The 15463-nt window shown below is 70.2% G+C and carries 19 protein-coding genes; 3 read left to right on the forward strand and 16 right to left on the reverse strand.

Features of this window, described 5'->3' with window-relative positions; genetic code table 11:
- Positions 1 to 51 precede the first annotated feature (51 nt).
- From ACIBAE_RS10465 to ACIBAE_RS10540, 16 genes are all read right to left on the reverse strand, one after another.
- Positions 52 to 792, reverse strand: a complete 741-nt coding sequence (locus ACIBAE_RS10465; RefSeq protein WP_399283741.1) for a hypothetical protein — start codon at positions 790 to 792, stop codon at positions 52 to 54.
- A complete protein-coding gene (locus ACIBAE_RS10470; protein WP_399283743.1) occupies positions 792 to 1307 on the reverse strand; it encodes a hypothetical protein in 516 nt (171 codons plus the stop codon). Before ACIBAE_RS10470 ends, ACIBAE_RS10465 begins: the two co-directional genes overlap by 1 nt.
- 12 nt (positions 1308 to 1319) lie before the next feature.
- A complete protein-coding gene (locus ACIBAE_RS10475) occupies positions 1320 to 1943 on the reverse strand; it encodes a hypothetical protein (protein WP_399283745.1) in 624 nt (207 codons plus the stop codon).
- Positions 1940 to 3091, reverse strand: coding sequence for a conjugal transfer protein (locus ACIBAE_RS10480; protein ID WP_399283746.1), 1152 nt, complete (start codon positions 3089 to 3091; stop codon positions 1940 to 1942). Before ACIBAE_RS10480 ends, ACIBAE_RS10475 begins: the two co-directional genes overlap by 4 nt.
- A gap of 169 nt (positions 3092 to 3260) precedes the next feature.
- On the reverse strand, positions 3261 to 3650 hold the full coding sequence (locus ACIBAE_RS10485; RefSeq protein WP_399283747.1) for a hypothetical protein: 390 nt from the start codon (positions 3648 to 3650) through the stop codon (positions 3261 to 3263).
- Positions 3647 to 4201 (reverse strand): hypothetical protein, encoded by a 555-nt coding sequence (locus ACIBAE_RS10490; protein WP_399283749.1) that lies wholly within the window; start codon positions 4199 to 4201, stop codon positions 3647 to 3649. The genes ACIBAE_RS10485 and ACIBAE_RS10490 overlap by 4 nt, the downstream gene beginning before the upstream one ends.
- A gap of 103 nt (positions 4202 to 4304) precedes the next feature.
- Positions 4305 to 4529, reverse strand: a complete 225-nt coding sequence (locus ACIBAE_RS10495; protein ID WP_399283750.1) for a hypothetical protein — start codon at positions 4527 to 4529, stop codon at positions 4305 to 4307.
- A gap of 37 nt (positions 4530 to 4566) precedes the next feature.
- Positions 4567 to 5220, reverse strand: a complete 654-nt coding sequence (locus ACIBAE_RS10500) for a hypothetical protein (protein ID WP_399283751.1) — start codon at positions 5218 to 5220, stop codon at positions 4567 to 4569.
- Positions 5217 to 6203: a hypothetical protein gene (locus ACIBAE_RS10505; protein WP_399283753.1), complete on the reverse strand. Its 987-nt coding sequence runs from the start codon at positions 6201 to 6203 to the stop codon at positions 5217 to 5219. The genes ACIBAE_RS10500 and ACIBAE_RS10505 overlap by 4 nt, the downstream gene beginning before the upstream one ends.
- Positions 6196 to 6483 carry a hypothetical protein gene (locus ACIBAE_RS10510; protein WP_399283755.1) on the reverse strand — a complete coding sequence of 96 codons (288 nt, stop codon included), beginning with the start codon at positions 6481 to 6483 and terminating at the stop codon, positions 6196 to 6198. The genes ACIBAE_RS10505 and ACIBAE_RS10510 overlap by 8 nt, the downstream gene beginning before the upstream one ends.
- Positions 6480 to 6878 carry a hypothetical protein gene (locus ACIBAE_RS10515; protein ID WP_399283757.1) on the reverse strand — a complete coding sequence of 133 codons (399 nt, stop codon included), beginning with the start codon at positions 6876 to 6878 and terminating at the stop codon, positions 6480 to 6482. The genes ACIBAE_RS10510 and ACIBAE_RS10515 overlap by 4 nt, the downstream gene beginning before the upstream one ends.
- A gap of 59 nt (positions 6879 to 6937) precedes the next feature.
- Positions 6938 to 8545: a DEAD/DEAH box helicase gene (locus tag ACIBAE_RS10520; protein ID WP_399283759.1), complete on the reverse strand. Its 1608-nt coding sequence runs from the start codon at positions 8543 to 8545 to the stop codon at positions 6938 to 6940.
- 327 nt (positions 8546 to 8872) lie between these two features.
- Positions 8873 to 11719, reverse strand: a complete 2847-nt coding sequence (locus ACIBAE_RS10525; protein WP_399283760.1) for a DUF927 domain-containing protein — start codon at positions 11717 to 11719, stop codon at positions 8873 to 8875.
- Positions 11716 to 11946 carry a hypothetical protein gene (locus ACIBAE_RS10530; RefSeq protein ID WP_399283761.1) on the reverse strand — a complete coding sequence of 77 codons (231 nt, stop codon included), beginning with the start codon at positions 11944 to 11946 and terminating at the stop codon, positions 11716 to 11718. The genes ACIBAE_RS10525 and ACIBAE_RS10530 overlap by 4 nt, the downstream gene beginning before the upstream one ends.
- Positions 11943 to 12173, reverse strand: a complete 231-nt coding sequence (locus tag ACIBAE_RS10535; protein ID WP_399283763.1) for a DNA-binding protein — start codon at positions 12171 to 12173, stop codon at positions 11943 to 11945. Before ACIBAE_RS10535 ends, ACIBAE_RS10530 begins: the two co-directional genes overlap by 4 nt.
- Positions 12170 to 12628 (reverse strand): helix-turn-helix domain-containing protein, encoded by a 459-nt coding sequence (locus ACIBAE_RS10540; RefSeq protein ID WP_399283765.1) that lies wholly within the window; start codon positions 12626 to 12628, stop codon positions 12170 to 12172. The genes ACIBAE_RS10535 and ACIBAE_RS10540 overlap by 4 nt, the downstream gene beginning before the upstream one ends.
- A gap of 92 nt (positions 12629 to 12720) precedes the next feature.
- Here ACIBAE_RS10540 and ACIBAE_RS10545 point away from each other — a divergent pair, with 92 nt between their 5' ends.
- From ACIBAE_RS10545 to ACIBAE_RS10555, 3 genes are all read left to right on the forward strand, one after another.
- On the forward strand, positions 12721 to 13137 hold the full coding sequence (locus ACIBAE_RS10545; protein WP_399283767.1) for an XRE family transcriptional regulator: 417 nt from the start codon (positions 12721 to 12723) through the stop codon (positions 13135 to 13137).
- A gap of 127 nt (positions 13138 to 13264) precedes the next feature.
- A complete protein-coding gene (locus ACIBAE_RS10550) occupies positions 13265 to 13720 on the forward strand; it encodes a hypothetical protein (protein WP_399283769.1) in 456 nt (151 codons plus the stop codon).
- A gap of 73 nt (positions 13721 to 13793) precedes the next feature.
- On the forward strand, positions 13794 to 15461 hold the full coding sequence (locus ACIBAE_RS10555) for a tyrosine-type recombinase/integrase (RefSeq protein ID WP_399283770.1): 1668 nt from the start codon (positions 13794 to 13796) through the stop codon (positions 15459 to 15461).
- Positions 15462 to 15463 lie beyond the last annotated feature (2 nt).

The following is a 15463-nucleotide window of genomic DNA, read 5'->3' on the forward strand; positions in this document are numbered from 1 at the left end:
GGTAGGTAGGCGGGAGGTAGGAATATGGGCTGACCTGCGGTTCCTACCTCCCTACCGGGTCCCCTGAGAGGGGTCCGGAAGCGGGCGAGGGGAGGGGTCGAGGGGGGCCTCGGACGGGGCGTCGACAGGCGCGTCGAGGGCGGCCCTGGCGGGGTCCTGCTCGGGGGTGTCGGGGAGGTTACGAAGGCGCACCCCGTCGCGGACCCGCTGACGGGCGCCGAACTTGAGCTTGATCTCGCTCACGGGGATGCCCCAGTCGCGGGTGAGCGCGGCCTTGAGGTCGGGCTGCTCCCAGCCGTCCAGGGCGCCGGTGGCGATGACGTCGGCGAGGTGCGCGGCGTGGCGGTCTCCGGCGACCTTCCGGATCAGCGCGAAGACGAACTCGCGGTCGGGCTCGGCGCCATCCTCCGGCTCGCGCTCGGCGGCGTCCTGGCCCGCGTGCTCCTGGGGAGTGGTGCGGCCGGGGGGCGGGGCGATGGTCCAGGCGGCGATGCACCAGACGATCGCCCCGCCGGGCAGAAGGAAGGGGCCGACGGTGCCGAGGTCGGCGTGCGCGAGACCGTAGACCGTGACGTAGCCGCCGAGGGCGACGTAGCCGAGCCGCTGCCAGACCGGGGCGTCCGGGGCGATCAGGCGCCAGCCCTTGCTCGCGAGGATCACAGATCCGGTGCGCAGGGCGTACGCGGCCTCCCCGGTGAGGACGGACCGCAGACCGTCGGCAGCGCGGCGGGCCAGGCCGGGGGAGCAGGACACTGCCGACTCCCCCGGCGCGGTGATCATGTCGTCGGCCATCAGGCAATCCCGAGGGCGCCGGCGCCGGTGAGGATAAGGGCCTGGGGGATGCCCCAGATCCCGCCGGCCGTCGCCCAGACCCCGGCGGCAATGATCCCGGTGAACGCGGACTTCCCGGGGGTCATCTCGCGGAAGTACATGATCAGGGCAAGGAGCCCGGCGACCGCGCCGGTCCCCGCGTCGCCGAACCCGCCGCTGGTGAACAGGGAGCTGAAAGCGTCGGAGAGCTGCCCGCCGACGGTCCAGATCGATCCGGCGGTCATGTAGAAGGTGCCTGCGGCGACCCCGGTCCACTGGGCCTGGTCGCTGGTCATCTTCTTGCGGATCTTGCCCTTCTTACCGCCGGAGGGCGCTCCCCCGGCCGCCGCGGCGGCGCCCTTGGGCTCGCGAATCCCGGCGATCATCGCCCCGGTCAGGGCGATCGCGATGCCTCCGGCGCCGACGGTTCCGAGGACCCGTCCCGCATCGATGCTGATCGGCGCGGCGGTGACGATGAACTCGATGTGCTGCTGCATGACGTCCTCTGGTCAGAGCTGGGCGCCGGGCGCGTAGAGGCCCAGGGCGGTGATGGCGGTGGTAAGCGGGATGCGGGCGGCCCAGGCGAGGCCGATCCACCAGTGCCGGGTGCGGCGGTCCCAGACGTGAGCGATGAGCAGGCAGGCCCCGGTGCCGAGGACGAGGGCGGCGCCGGCTCCGGCGTCCGCGTCGCACGCGGCGATGGTCCGGCGGAATAGGCCCAGGAGCCCGAGGCCCCATCCGGCCCCGGCCGCGCTCGCGTTGTAGATGAGCAGCCGGGTCTTGGGGCTGAGCGCGGCGGGCGCCGCCAGGACCGGCAGGGTGGTGGGGATCGCCGGGTAGTAGCCGGGGTGCGGCTGGAGCCAACCGGCCGGGGCCAGCACCTCCTCCGTCTCCAGCTCCACCTTCGCCTCGTGCTCAGGCTGCTCCTGGTCGACGTTCTCCTCGGGCGGGGGCGGCGTGGAGGCCGGGCGGGTACGGGCGAGGATCTCGTCCACCCAGTCCCCGCTGCTCCCCTCAGGCGCGGGGATGTCGGGCGGGTAGGAGGGCGGCGGGGGTGCCGAGGCCGGTCCGACCCCGGAGACGCGGAGCAGGTGGGCGATGCGGCGCTCGTCGGCGCCCTGGTCGAGGCTCACGCGTAGCCGCCTTCCATGTGGTCCTGGCCGGTCTCGGTGTCCTTCTTCGCGCGGGACAGAACGGCGCGGACGTAGCCGGGCTTCACGGTGATGCGGTTGATGCGCTGGACGCGGTCGGCGATCTCGGAGGCGGTGAAATCAGGCCCAAGGACAGCAGCGGCGGTAAGAATTGCCTGCGCCTTGGTCGGGGCCGTACCGGCTGTGACCTGCGGCGCATCATGCGCATCAGCGGGCGCATCACGGGGCGCATCATCCGCATCGTCACGGTCGACGGTGGTCTTGGCGGGACGTCCGTGAAGGGCGAGAAGAACAAGGGCGACCTGTACGGCGTCGACATTCACGCCGTAGGTGCGCAGCAGCGCCGCGAGTTGAGAGGGAGAGAGCTCGGGCTGGGAGTCGTGGGAGATCCGGATCACGTCCGCCGGGTCCATGTCGGCGAAGTGCCGGCTGAGTTTGGCTGTGGCCGTGCGCTGCAGGGATGAGGGCTTCGTACTGGTCGTCTGCTGGGGGGCCATGGTGAGCATCCTGGCCAGCGCGTCGTCGGCCCCCTGGCCGAGCCGGTCACGCTGAACGTCGACCAGGTGCGAGCCGAGGTGGGCGTCACCGACACCGACCTCGGCGGCGAGCTCCCATGCCCTCAGGTCCGCCCGCTGCCGCTCGTCCTCGTCGGGGTGGTTGGCGGCGACCGCACGGGCGACGGCCAGCTGCTGCATGGTTGCGGCGTTGCGGCGTTGCGCTTCCATGTCGACGCCGGTCTGGAAAACGACGACTCGGCGGGCGAGAAGGCCGAGTCCTTCGGCGGCAGCGGACATGGCCATGGGGGTGATGCCGTAGACGACGCCCTCGGTGCCGTCGTCTGCGATGACGATGCCCGTGATGGCGGCAGCGACCGGTGCGAGCCACAGTCCGAAGCGGACCGGCTCCGGGGATGCCTGGCCGAGCATGGTGAGGCCGACCATGACCAGGGCGAGGATCAGGGTGACGCCCTCGCCGGCGGCGACGACACCAAGGGCGGTCGCGGCACGGTCGAACTCGGCGGCCACGTTCGTGTAGGTGCCCCATCCTCCGGCCGCTCCGGCGGCGATCATGGGAATGGTGGCGGCGCCGAGGACGATGCGCTGGGCGCGGCTGAGCTTCTTGCGGTTCATGGTGTTCTCCCGGTGGGGGCCGGGCGTGCGGGACAGGTCACCGTGCGCCCGGCCGGTCAAGAGGGGTCAGCCGAGGCCGGGGACGCGGCGGTTCTGCTCGCGGCGGCGGGCCTCGGCGGCCTGGTAGTCGCGGTGGTCCTGCTCGCGGGCGGCGCGCTGCTCGGGGGTCTCAGCCACGGTCGCCACCGCCCGTCTGGGCGTCGTCGGCCGGGGTGGCCAGCGGCTTCGGCTTGTCGCGGTAGGGGGTGTAGGTGACGGGCAGTTCCGCGACGAACTCGCGGATGCCCTCGGCCTGCCAATCGGCTACCTGGCCGATCCGGACGATCCCGCCCAGGTAGCCGCGGAGACACGCGGCCCGGGAGGCGCGAAGCATCAGTTCCTTGTCGCGGTCGTCCCATTTGGCGGCCATGGGGACGTCCAAGACCTCGGTGATGGCGGCGAGCAGGTCACGAACGGCCGGGGTGAGGGGCTGGCCCTCGGCGGGCGCGAGGCTGGCGCGCAGCTGGTTGCGGACCTCGGCGGCCGCACGGCCGTGGCGCGGCTCGGTGATGTCGCTCATCGAGCCACCGCCAGCGGCATGGTGGTGCACGTGGTGCTGCCGGTCCAGGGGGTGCAGCGGCACTGCCAGTACTCGCGGACCGGGCACACGTCGCCTTGGCCCTCGGGGCGGGACACGGGGGCGAGGCCGGTGCAGGTGCAGTCCTCGAACAGCAGCTCACAGACGGGGCACCGGCTGCTGACGGTACCGGTGGCACCGGTGGCCGTGCGCATCGTGGTGATCGTGCGGCGGCGCGTCTTGCCGATGATCCCGGTGGCGATCAGCCGGCGCTCGGGCCTCGGGGCGGCGGTCGCGGTGGCCCAGGCCGCCTTGCGCAGGCGGAGGGCGTACTCGCCACGGGTGATGCTGCCAGTGGGGAACGGCAGGATCCGCAGCAGCGGGCGGGCGGCGACGGCGCTTCCGGCGATGCCGAGGGTGACCGTGAGGCGGGCGGCCTCGGTCATCGTGGCGTCGGGCCGGTGGGCCGCGAGGTGGTCAGCGACGGCGCGCAGCAGCGCACTCGTACGGACGGGACTTGCGGCGCGCAGGGTGCGCGGGAAATGATCGGTCATGCCGACTCCTGGTGATGTCAGGTTGTTCGGTGTGGGAGTCAGGCGGCGCCTGGGCCCTCTGGCGTTCCAGCGCCGGAGGAGCTGCCGTCTGGCTCCCGTTTCGTTATCCGGTTGTGGACCCCTTCGGGCCGTTCCGCTTGATCGCGTTGTCCACGGCAGTCCAGGACTTGCTGATGTCCTGGGCTACCGCGTAGACGCTGCCTAGCTCAGCGACGCCCTCAAGAAGGGCGGCCGCCCTGCGTTTGGCGGAATCGGACACGAGGCTTTGCAGCTGTTCCAGCAGCTGGTCTTCCTCGCGAACCCGGGCCCGCCAGGACTTCGGTTCCATCACGAAGAAGCTATCACACAGAGGGTGTGATAGTCCATCATCTTCCAGCGTCCGCAAGTTCTTTCACGTCCGCGTCCATCAGCACCTTCAGCCCCGACCACGTGGCTGGCGGATACGTGCATCCGCACCACTCGCACGTGACGACCCGGGCGCCGGTCATCAGCCGCAGCACCGCTCCGCACACCGTGCCGTCGTCGTGCTCGGCCGGACAGTTCCCGATCCGCGTACCGCGGTCGACCGGCACGCGCGGCATGATCACTGTGCGGGCGGCGTCGGTGAGGTCCCGGATGTCCTGGGCGAAGACGGCGGCGTCCGGCCAGGACACCACCGCCCAGGGCATCTGGTCGAGCAAGTCGGCGACAGCGTCGTCCAGTCGTGCGGTCAGCGTCCCGTGCGGCTGGCGCTCAGGCCGCCCGCGATCGCGGCGCATGATCCCGCTCCAGTTCTCCACCACCCCGACGATGCCGCCGGGGCCGCGAAGGTCGAGCACGTCCTCGGACACGGGCATCGGCGCGTGGACCGGGCGGGACCCACGACCCTGTCCGCCGCGTGCCGCCGGGGCGAGGAAGAGAACCAGGCCGGCGTACAGGTCCGGCAGGCACTCCAACCGGACGCGGGTGTCTTTGGTGCAGCTGAGGCACAGGTAGCCGTCCTCCAGGGGGCGTTCGCAGAGCTGGCAGGTGGTGGTCACGGCTGCTCTCCCTGCGGTCCGGCGGCCGAGCCCGCTGCGACGCGCTGCAGCGTCGTGATGCGGGCGTACAGCTCGCCCAGGGCGTCATCGGTGATCGTGTCGGCCGTGTACCGCCCTTCCTTGGCCGCCGGGCCGGAAGCGGGACGGACCGTGTCCGGGACGGCGGCGTGCACCTCGGCGGCCCTGCGGCGCAGCTCGTTCGCTGCGGCGTCCAGTGCCCGGACCACCTCGGCCTCGGTGCCGTAGTCGGAGCTGGAGAGTGCGTCGATGCTGCTGGCCCGCTGGGTGAGCAGCACGGCGGCCTCCTCCAGCACGGCGGCCCGGCCGGCGGCCTGCTCCTCCAGGGCGGTGATGCGCGGGTCGTCGGGGACCGGGGTGTCGTGCCTGATGGTCTGAAGCGCAGCCCGGATGCGGGCGACGGCGTCACGGCGACCCGCCATAGCAAACGGGTTCAGGCCCTTGGTCTCAGAGTTGAGGGCGCGGCACTCGGCCGTGACCGCGTCGGTGCGGGTCCGGTACCGGTTGGCGCGGTCGCGGTGCTGCTCGCCCCACGCCTGCGCCTGCTCAGCCAGAGCCTTGAAGTAGCGGGCGGTCTCTCTGGCGCCCTCCATGTCTTCGTCGGCGCGGTCCATGACCTCCTTGGTGATGGCCGCGTCCTGCTCCAACTCGGCACGCAGACGGGCGTTGTCGGCCAGTGCGGTGTTCAGCCTGTTCCCGTTGCCGACTGCCCAGCCCTGGAAATAGTCCGCGTCCTTCCGGAGGCCCTCCAGTTCGGCGCGCAGTTCCCGCTGCTCCTCGTCCGCCACGGTGGGCTGCTGCGCCTCGTCGGCCCACCGGCGCAGCTCGTCGGCGTCGGCGTGCATCACCGTGTGCGCGGTCCTTCCTGGCGCCCACAGGTGGTCGGCCTGCCGCGCGAGGTGATCGGCGGCCTCCCGCAGGACGGCAGTCCGGTCGGCGGTCGCGGGCGTGGGGTTGTCAGGCATGGTCGGTCTCCCTGGTGCAGTCGGAGTGATGGCGGTACAGGTGACTGGGCTCCCACCAGCCGGGGCAGCACGCGTATTCCACGGCCGCGCGCAGCAGCGCCAGTTCGTCCAGCAGGGCCGCGTACGGATTGACGGGCGAGGCCGGCCTCGCGGCCCGCTCGGCAGCAGCGGCCTCAGCACGGCGGGCGCGGCGCCCCTCCTGGAGGAGGAGCACCGCGAGCACGACAGCCGCGACCAGGAGCAGCACGGGGACCCCGCCGCCGACGATGCGCGCGGTCACGAGCGGGACGCGGGGCAGCAGCCCACGTGGACAGTGGTGCCGGTCAGCCCATGCCCGTACTCGCCGGTCCCAGGGCAGGCGTCGTTCTCGGCCTTGTGGGTGGGGCAGTAGTCGCCGGAGCGTTCGCACCGCCAGCCCTTGCCCCGCATGTGAGCGCGCGCCACTTCCAGCCGCTCGGCGCTGGTCTGCTCCTCGGACACCATGTACTCGCCGCTGAACTCGGTGCCGCAGTCGTCGCAGAAGACAGTGATCCGGGACGGGTACAGCGGGCTGGTCGGGTCACGCAGGATCGCGGAGACGATCTCCGGGCTGAGCGGCGCCGCGTAGCCCGCGGTCGTCTCGGCGACGGTCGCGTGCCCCAGCTGCTTGGTGAGCGGGGTGTGCTGGTTCTCCATGGGTTCCTCCGTGGTGTGATGGATGGAGGTCCGGGCCTGGTAACGACAGGCCCGGACCGTCAAGCGGCAGTGGCGAGCAGGGAGCCGAGAACACTGCCCACACGGGCCTGGTCGATGAGGTCGGCGACGTCACCGGCCGTGCTGCCGCGCGGCACCGCGAGCCCTAGCCGCCGGCACAGGCCGAGCTGCTTCGGGGACGGCTGGCCCAAGCGCCACCGAGCCTGACGGCTCACGAACGCGCCCGGCGCGAGCACCTGGGCCTGCTGCTCCAACCACGCCAGCGCCTCCGGTAGAGGCCGCGCCACGTCCTCGCGAGGCGAGTGCACCCCGTGCGCCTCCGTCCAGCGGCGCATCCGGTACAGCCGGGTCCCGGGGTCACGGGCGAGGAACAGAAACATGGCGCCCGTCAGCCGGATGAACCACGTGCCCTCGGGCGTACGCAACCAGCGAATCGCAGACGTGCCGAACAGGTTGATCTCCTCAGCCGAGATCTGGGCCGCGAGCGCGCGCCGCTGCTCCGTCGCCGCGTGCTCCTCAGCGACCTCCCGGAGCGATCGGCCTTCCTCAGCCTCGCCGATCTCCCGCGCCGTCAGGTCGACCATGCTCGCGAGCCGGTGGCGGGACGCGGCGCCCATCACGTCCAGGAGCAGCGCGTCAGACTTCCCGGGCGCCGGCCGAAGCCCACGGCCGACCATCTGCACGTACAAGCCGGGCGATTTGGTCGGACGGGCGACCACGACGCAGCTGGTGTGCGGCGCGTCGAAACCTTCGGTCAAGACCATGCAGTTGGTGAGCACCTGGACTTCACCGGCCTCGTACCGCGCGAGCGTCGCGCGCCGCTGATCGCGGCCCATGTCGCCCCACACGGGCGCGGCCTCGATGCCGACCGCCCGCAGCGCGGCGGCGGCGCCCTGGGCGGTCGCCACGGTCGGCGTGAAGACGACGCCCGGCCGGTCGCTCGCGTGCTGGGTGTACGCCTTGGCGATCGCGTCCAGGGCGCCGCTGTCCTCCAGCGCCTTGCCGAGCTGCCCGTCGACCAGGTCGCCGCCCCTGGTCTTCACCTTGTTCAAGTCGAGGGTGTCGACGGTGATCGCCTTGCCCCGGACGTCGCACAGGTACCCGTCGCTGATCATGTCGAGGATGTCCATGCGGAAGACGACGTCCTGCCAGACCTCGGCCAGGCCGCCGTCCGTGCGCGTCATGGTCGCCGTGAATCCTGCCGTCGGTACGCCGTCCCATGCTCCGAAGTGCCGCAGCACCTCCATGTACGTCGGGGCCGCCGCGTGGTGGCACTCGTCCACGATGATCAGTCCGATGTCGCGGATCGCCTCGCGGCGGCGGGGCACGGCCAGGGTCTGAACGCTGGCCACGATCACTTCGGCGTCGTGGTGGTCGTCGCGAGCGGCCTTGACGATACCGACGCGAAGCATCGGGTCGACGGCGAGGAGCTTGGAAGCGGCCTGCTCGATCAGCTCCTCCCGGTGGGCGATGACGAGGGCTCGCCGACCACCGAGGTTGTCGAGCATCTGGTGGGCCAGGTGGGAGAAAACCACGGTCTTACCGGCGCCGGTCGGCAGGACGATCGCCAACCGGTTCTTCTCCGTGGTCCAGCCGTCGCGCAGGGCCTTGATCGCGTCGATCTGATACGGGCGGGGTGTGAAGGGCATGGGTCACCTCGGTTCGGTGGAGGGATGAGAGGGGGCGGTACGCACTGCGTACCGGCTGCGTACCGGCTGCGTACCGGGCTGAAAGGGCTTCTGACCTGGTCTTATGTCTCTCTCTAGAGAGAGTGGTACGCAGGTACGCAGAAACAGACAGGGGTCGATGTGTGCGCACGCTCGCGCACAGGCGCGCACACGCGCCCACGCCGGAGGGGTGCCATTTCCAGGCCAGTGCGTACCGCCCCACTGACGGCACTTGCAACGCCTCTGACCTGCGGGAATTGGCGGCGGCGGGTGGTACGCATCTCGTGCGTACCACCCCGGCGGCGGCACTCATGCCGCCTCGTCCTGGCCGCCGAACGTGATGCCCTCGGGCGTGAAAGCCAGGCACTTCGCGCGGGCTCCGTCGAACCGGCGCGGCACCAGATGCGTGGGCCGCTGGCTTTTCAGCGTCTCCAGATACCCGGCGTCGACCCAGCTCCCGACAACCGCGTCCAGCGAGTAGCCAGCATCGGCGAGGATCTTGCGGACGCGTTCGGGGAGCAGCGCGACCTTCATGACGCCCTTGTCGCTCGACAGGGTCCCGAGCCAGCCGGAGTACGGCGGTCGCTCCCCCATCACCGACCGGCTCGCGCTGTACAGCTCGTGGGCGTGTCCGGCGACGTACTCCCGCAGGACGTCCAGGGCCATGTCCGGCCGGTTGTCCGTGGGGTTGTGAGCGGTGAACAGGCCACGCCAGACGTCGTAGCCGAGCGGTTCGTACGGCAGCAGGCCGCGACGGCACGCCAGCGTCTCGGCGAGCACGAGAGCGGCGACCATGGGCGCACGCCGGTTGGTCATATCGCCACCGCCGCGGAACTCATCGACCAGCGCGCGGTGTCGGGCTTTCAGCGCCTCGCGGCCGTTGGGCTGCGCGAGGCCGCTGAGGATGTACTGGATGAACTCGGGCCCGGCCTGCCCGTGGTTGGCGAGCACGCCCTCACGGGCCGCAGCAGCTGCTTCCCCGCCCCCGTCGCCGAAGGGGGCGATCGTCGTGCCGAGGATGCGGGCCGCCGCGCCCTGGCTGGTCGTGAAGGAGAGGGCCGGCCGTTCGCCGGAGGACAGGAGGATGGTCTCCCAGGGCAGCATGTTGCCGAACGCCCCGCCGGAACGGGCCTTCCCGTGGTTCATCGGGAGCTGATACAGCACCTCGTCAATGAGGGTGTCGTCCGTGACGGCCATGGTCTCGTCAAAGACCGTGACGATCCCGCGAACGAGGTTGAGCCGCTTCTCGATCGCGTACAGCGTCGTGCGCCAGTTGGACATGGCCGAGGCGTGCTCGGAGGGGTCCGCCCACACGCTGAGCGCGACCTGAAGGGCCGTGGTCTTGCCCTTGGTCGACCGGCTGGAGATGTCCAGGGTGAAGCTGTTGATGCCCAGCGGCTTGAGCAGCGGCGCGGCGAGCGCGGCAGCGACGGCAACGCGCGGAACGGGGAACGGCTCCAGGTGCGCGACGGTGTCTTTCCAACCCTCCAGCGTGCCCTTCCGGGTGTGCGCGCGGGCCGGGCCGCGCTGCTCCTCGAACGGGACGTCCACCTTGATGCCGTCCTCGGGCGAAGAGACGAACGTGCCGTCGTCCTGCCAGCCCAGCCAGCGGGCCAGCTGCTCGCTGGGAATGCGGCCGACGTTGGCCGCCTCGAACTCGGCCAGCCACTTCTCGACTGCCCGCGCGTCGCCCTCGACCGCGGGGAGGCCGGCCGCACCCAAGGTCTCGATGAGCTTGCGTCCGCGCTTCGCGGTCTCGCGGCTGACGATGCGCGAGATGGTGCGGGGCCGCCCCAGGCTGCGGTCGATCCACGACAGCTCTACGTACTGGTCGCCCTCCGGGTCTTCGAATGTGGCGGTGACGGCTAGCGGCGCGAAGGTGACGCGTAGCCAGTTCTCGCCGCTGGTGCTGAGCACTTCCACGCCCCGGCCGGTCACCCGGTAGTCGTAGGGGGTGCGCACGGTGGCAGGCAGGCCGAAAGTCGCGGCGTAGTCGAACCCCTTGGGGTCGGTCTCGTCCTCGGCCGGCGCCGAGGACGTTTCGGCCGGTCGCTCGTCTGCGGCGGGCTGGTTCTCGGGCGCCGGGGGCGGGGTAGAGGGGCGGGCGCCGACGGCGGCCAGGTGGCGCGTGCCGTAGTCCTGGCGTGCCAGCTCCCGAGCGGCGGCCTTGTGATCCCCGCCGTGGTTGAGCAGCGCGTAGGCCCCGAACTTGCTGTAGGGCACCTCGGACTGGAATTCACAGCCCGTGGCGAAGACCCACAAGCGGTCGTGCTCGTCTCGCCCAGTGGTGGCTTTGACGCCGCCGACGCCGTCGGCCCATCCCCACTGCGTCTCGCTGCCGCGCGTGGTGAGCGGCCGGAAGACGCCGCGCAGGATGTCCGCCCACGACGCTCGGGCCTCGAAGTCGTCCCCAGGCCGGAGACTTCCATCGCGCCGGGGCGGCGCCGGGCGGGGTGCCGTCTTCGGCGCCTCGGGCATGGGCATCGCGTCAAAGGCCCGGCAGAGCGCGTAAATCGCGTCCAGCTCGTCCGCTCCAACGGTCGGCATGGTGGAGGGGCCGCCAGCGAGACGGGTGTAGGGCTCGCCGCTGGGGTGTGTGGTTCCGTGTGACGGGGCGACGACGACGAAGCCGCCTTCGCCGCGTGTCTCGATGAGGACCCGCGCGATCTTCGTGCCGGGCTTCTCGGATACGCGCTGCCGCTCCTCCGGCGTGTACTCGTCTTCCCGAGCCAGACGCCGTGCGAGCTTGGTATTCGGGTCGGCGGGCCTGCCCGTGACGACGACCTTGTAGTGGACGCCTCCAGAGGGAGAGCGTTCAGCCCAGCCCCCCGTGACGGCTTCCCAGAGGTCACCGAGCTGGCTGTTGCGGGCTAGTTCGGCGACCTGGTCCAGGACACCCTCCTTGACGGCCAGGCCCTCGAACTCGATGAGCACGACGCCGCCGGAGACAGTGCCGGTCACGGCACCGATGCCGGTACGTTGCCCGTCACCGAACCAGGCATCGTGCTCGTCCGGTGTCGACCGGGTGACCTTGTACTGGGTCCAGCTGCGGACGTCGGGGGCCTTGCTTCCGTCGGGTTTGACGGGCAGGACGCACAGGCCGGCGTCGTGCAGCTCGCGAGCTGCGGCCTGAAGGTTGGGGATCTCGTCGGTCACGTGCGGTGCTCCTGGGCGGTGCAGCGGTCGCGGTGGGCGGACCGGATCTCGGCGACGAAGCGGATGACGGCGTCGGGGCCAGTGACCGGGCCCTCGCGGGTGCCGCAGCGGTGGCAGTCGTAGCGGGCCCGCGGCGGACGCGTGTAGGTGAAGGAGCCGCGTCCGCTGGCGCGGCCCTCGCCGCAGTCGACAACCAACTGGGCGTTCAACACCTGGCGGGCGGTCATGCGGCATCGCTGGTGTCGGGGGTGGGCAGGCGCAGGAAGGCCAGCAAATCGACGTGCCTCACCGACCTGCGACGTCCGAGGCGAATGACCTCGAACGGCAGACGGCCCTCTGCCGCGAGCTGGTAGGTGGTCGATTCGGCGAGTCCCAGCGCTTTTCCGACGGTGGGCCAGAGCGGGACCAGAGCGGGCTGGTCGAGGATCTCGGCGATCGAGAGCGCGGGCTTCATGCCGTTGCCCCCTGACGGCGGCTGCGGACGGCACGCCCGTCCCGCTCCCAGAGGAGCAACAGGTCCACGCCGATGCGCTCGGCAATGGCCTTTGCCACGTCGCTGGACACGGTGGCCTGTTCTCCGGTCAGGAGATTCCCGATGGTGCTGTGGTGCACACCGGCCGCCTTGGCCAGGGCCCGGATGCTGACGGCGCGGCCGTCGCCCGTACGGCGCATCAGGAGTCGCAGCACTTCGGGGTTTGCCATCACGTACTTGTCACTCAAGGCGTGTCCACCTCGCACATCAGACTGTTCATTTCGATGGACAACACTGTCACACGAGACCGACAGTTTGTCTATCTCAATCAACAGTGGGTCGTCCGTATTCAGCCGCGCACGGTGAGCGTCCGGCCATCCGGAAGCATCCGTGTAGCCAGATGGATCCAGCTGCATGGACAATCTGTCGATGGACATAGATGGAGGGCGCCTCTGACCTCAGTGGGGGCACCTCGTGAACCACTGGTCAGATAGACATCTAGCGGCAGCGGAGTGGCAGGATGAATCTCATGGCGGAGCCGAAGACGCGGACGGACCTGTCCGATCTCGTGCGCCAGCGGCGCGAAGAGCTTGGGCTGAGCCTCCGAAAGCTGGCAGACAGGTGCATCGACCCGGAGGACGCCCAGGGTGGTCCGCTGTGGAAATACGGCGTGATTGACCGCCTGGAGAAGGTCCTCCCCGTCATTCCGCCCCTGCTGCCCGAGCTGCGCGCGCTGGCAGCCGGACTGCAACTGCCACTTGAACTGGTAAAGGAGGCGGCGGGCGCCCAGTTCTTCGGCATCGACACTGTGTGGTCGGACGACCACCGCGTGCGAAGCCTGGTTCATGACTTTCAGTCAATGAGCCCCGACGACCAGGACCGAGTCCAAGCGCTGATGAAGGCGTGGCGGAGAACACCTTTGGCCAGCGATAACGACAGCGAGTAACACCCCCGTAACCTCTGGTGCAGCCGTCAACGATTGGGCATGATGGTCATCCGCCGGGGGGCGGAATGGACAGCTCCGCCGCTGTCATCGAACAAACGTGCGCCTAGGTGTGCACGGGGGGATCGACATGCGCAAGATCAACGAGGTACAGGTCCAGTTCCACCTGGGAGCAGCGGAGCGCCGCATCCCGGCGGGGCGGGCCTGCCACCTTCAGGAAACGGACGGCGCAATCGCCGTGCTGGTCCGGCACGGCGAAGCCACGCAGAGCTTCATCACCCGTATGAACGAACTTCACCGAGTGATCCTTGGCGCCGAAGGCCACTGGGCGCAGCACTGGAACGCCGGGACGGACCGCGTCGACGCTGCGCCGAAGGGCCTGGGGATAGCAACCGTCGAGTGGGCAATCGTCCCTTCCTCGCGCATGCCCCGAGGCGTGGAGTGCCTCCCCTTGGAGGAGCCAGGCCGATTCGTCTGGGCGATCCGCGCCGGCAGCGCCACCCCACAGCTCTGCGCCGAGATGAACACCTACCTCGCCCGGATCACGGGCGACGGCCTCTGGGTCCAGCACTGGGATGCCGCGTAACAGATCCGCGCCCAGGCGGCGAGGAGACTGGCGGGGACACGTCCGCACTCGGCGGACCACTCACGGAGGCACGATGAAGGGCTCGACATACCGCCGTTGTTACTGCCGCGACGGCGACGGAAGAACGCTGGGGAAGAGCTGCCCGCAGCTCACCTCACGACGGCATGGGGTGTACGCGGTACGGCAGGAACTACCCGCGCGCGGCGATGGCACCCGGCGCTCGTTCTCCCGCTCCGGGTACGAGACCGCGAAGGCGGCTCAGGAGGAACTGGACAAGATTCGGGCGCTGTTGGCGATCCCCGACGGGGATGACACCGAGGGCCATGTGCGCGTCGGCGATCTGCTGGAAAGTGTCAGCACGGACAAGAAGGCGCCGCTGCCGGAGCTGGAGGACGTACGCCGCCGATACACGACGGGCCAGTCCCTCACGTCTCGTACAACGGTCGGCGAGTGGCTCGACGAGTGGATGGCGGGAAAGCGCGGCCGGCCGACGGCAATCAGCCGGGACGAGATCAACGTCCGCGTCCACCTCAAGCCGCGCATCGCCCACCACCGGCTGGACCGGCTCCGCGTCAGCCACCTGAGCGAGATGTTCACGGCCATCGCAGACGCCAACGGCGAGATTCTGGAGCAGAATGCCCAGCGCCGAGCCGCGATCGAGGAGCTGGCGACCATCCCGTGGAAGGGAGTGGAGAACCGCGCGCGCCGGAAGGCGATGAAGGAGTCGATCGCGCAGATGCCGCCGTTCCGCGACACGGTCGGCCCGACGACCCGGGAACGCATCCGAGCGACTTTGCGCGCGGCGCTGAACGATGCAATCGCGCAGCAGCGCTTCGGCATCACCTTCAACCCGGCAGCCCACGTCGAGCTGGACGTGGGCCGGCGGCCGAAGGGAGTCCTCTGGACCAGCGAGCACGTTGCCCGCTGGGAGGAGACGGGAGAGAAGCCATCCCCCGTGATGGTCTGGACTCCCACGCAGATCGGCCAGTTCCTCGAACACGCGGCGACGGACCGGTTGTACAGCCTCTACCACCTGGTCGCCTTCCGGGGCCTGCGCCGCGGGGAAGCGTGCGGGGTGCGCTGGACTGACATCGACCTGGACGCGGGGCTGTTGACGGTGGCGAAGGCGCTTGTACAGAACGGGTGGGACGTCTACGAGGACGACCCCAAGACGGACGCTGGTGCCCGTACCATCTCTCTGGACTCGGTGACCGTAGAGGTGTTGCGCGAGAACCGGGCCCGTCAGGACGCTGACCGCGAGGAGCTCGGCACAGGGTGGGTGAGCACCGGCCGCGCGTTCACCCAGCGGGATGGGAGCTGGCTCCGGCCGAGCCACGTCACGGACCGCTTCACGGAGCTGGCCGATGAGATCGCCCTGCCGCCGGTCCGGCTGCACGACCTACGCCACGCTGCGGCGACGCTGATGCACGCGGGCGGCGGCGACCTCCACTACATCAAGTCGACGCTCGGCCACTCAGGGATTCAGATCACTTCGGACACGTACCTGAATCTTCTGCCGCAAGTCGACAAAGAGGTGGCGGAGGCGGCGGCGAAGCTGGTCCCGCTTCAACGCTCCAACAAGATCGTTAGCACGTCCGCTCACGCATCGCTCACGCGGGAAGCCTCGGATGATGAGTCCGAGGCTTCTGATGAACCCCCAGGAGAGGATCCTGGCCCAGGTCAGGGACCTGGACGTTCTGTGGGCGCGGACGGTTTCGAACCGCCGACATCTGCTTTGTAAGA

The sequence above is a fragment of the Streptomyces sp. NPDC051569 genome, assembly GCF_044454085.1.
Taxonomy (GTDB): Bacteria; Actinomycetota; Actinomycetes; order Streptomycetales; family Streptomycetaceae; genus Streptomyces.

Bases quoted from the DNA above. Each gene is read 5' to 3' on its own strand.
- ACIBAE_RS10480 (WP_399283746.1), bottom strand. From the start codon at position 3,091: ATGAACCGCAAGAAGCTCAGCCGCGCCCAGCGCATCGTCCTCGGCGCC.
- ACIBAE_RS10485 (WP_399283747.1), bottom strand. From the start codon at position 3,650: ATGAGCGACATCACCGAGCCGCGCCACGGCCGTGCGGCCGCCGAGGTC.
- ACIBAE_RS10495 (WP_399283750.1), bottom strand. From the start codon at position 4,529: ATGGAACCGAAGTCCTGGCGGGCCCGGGTTCGCGAGGAAGACCAGCTG.
- ACIBAE_RS10470 (WP_399283743.1), bottom strand. From the start codon at position 1,307: ATGCAGCAGCACATCGAGTTCATCGTCACCGCCGCGCCGATCAGCATC.
- ACIBAE_RS10550 (WP_399283769.1), top strand. From the start codon at position 13,265: ATGCGCAAGATCAACGAGGTACAGGTCCAGTTCCACCTGGGAGCAGCG.
- ACIBAE_RS10515 (WP_399283757.1), bottom strand. From the start codon at position 6,878: ATGGAGAACCAGCACACCCCGCTCACCAAGCAGCTGGGGCACGCGACC.
- ACIBAE_RS10540 (WP_399283765.1), bottom strand. From the start codon at position 12,628: ATGTCCATCGACAGATTGTCCATGCAGCTGGATCCATCTGGCTACACG.
- ACIBAE_RS10555 (WP_399283770.1), top strand. From the start codon at position 13,794: ATGAAGGGCTCGACATACCGCCGTTGTTACTGCCGCGACGGCGACGGA.
- ACIBAE_RS10520 (WP_399283759.1), bottom strand. From the start codon at position 8,545: ATGCCCTTCACACCCCGCCCGTATCAGATCGACGCGATCAAGGCCCTG.
- ACIBAE_RS10490 (WP_399283749.1), bottom strand. From the start codon at position 4,201: ATGACCGATCATTTCCCGCGCACCCTGCGCGCCGCAAGTCCCGTCCGT.
- ACIBAE_RS10535 (WP_399283763.1), bottom strand. From the start codon at position 12,173: ATGAAGCCCGCGCTCTCGATCGCCGAGATCCTCGACCAGCCCGCTCTG.
- ACIBAE_RS10505 (WP_399283753.1), bottom strand. From the start codon at position 6,203: ATGCCTGACAACCCCACGCCCGCGACCGCCGACCGGACTGCCGTCCTG.
- ACIBAE_RS10545 (WP_399283767.1), top strand. From the start codon at position 12,721: ATGGCGGAGCCGAAGACGCGGACGGACCTGTCCGATCTCGTGCGCCAG.
- ACIBAE_RS10465 (WP_399283741.1), bottom strand. From the start codon at position 792: ATGGCCGACGACATGATCACCGCGCCGGGGGAGTCGGCAGTGTCCTGC.
- ACIBAE_RS10530 (WP_399283761.1), bottom strand. From the start codon at position 11,946: ATGACCGCCCGCCAGGTGTTGAACGCCCAGTTGGTTGTCGACTGCGGC.